This is a genomic window from Enterobacter sp. CGMCC 5087 (genome assembly GCF_003144775.1).
Classification (GTDB): Bacteria; Pseudomonadota; Gammaproteobacteria; order Enterobacterales; family Enterobacteriaceae; genus Enterobacter; species Enterobacter cloacae_M.
On the sequence record NZ_QFXN01000181.1, the window covers coordinates 1 to 403 of the forward strand.

Sequence of the window (403 nt, forward strand, 5' to 3'; positions counted from 1 at the left end):
CCATTTGCTGGAAAACGTCGATCCCGAATCTGACCAGGATATTCACCCTGAACAGGAGCGTGTGCGCTTTACTGCCACGGCTTCGCTGGGCTTTCATCCCGGCGACATTGTCAGCTTAAGCCAGGACGACAGTGGGTTGCGCCATCTTGAAGTGGCCTTTCTGGGTCTGCATGGCAGCCAGTCTCCGATGCCCGGCTATTACCTTGACGAACTGGCCTGGGAGTACGCGTGGCAGGAATCGCGTCTCGGGCTGTTTCTGGATTTTTTCCATCATCGCCTGCTGACCCTTCTTCACCGGATATGGCGTAAGTATCGCTACCATGTCCGTTTTCAGGACGACGGACGGGACGGGTTCTCCCGTCAGATGTTTGCGCTGGTGGGCCTCGGTAATGAAGCCGTACGC

The 403-nt window shown here is 56.8% G+C and carries 1 protein-coding gene; it reads left to right on the forward strand.

Annotation, left to right across the window (positions count from 1 at the left end):
- Window positions 1-4: 4 nt before the first annotated feature.
- Window positions 5-403, forward strand: a 399-nt coding sequence (locus tag DEO48_RS15545; protein ID WP_258306107.1) for a type VI secretion system baseplate subunit TssG, incomplete at its 3' end; no start/stop codon positions are given.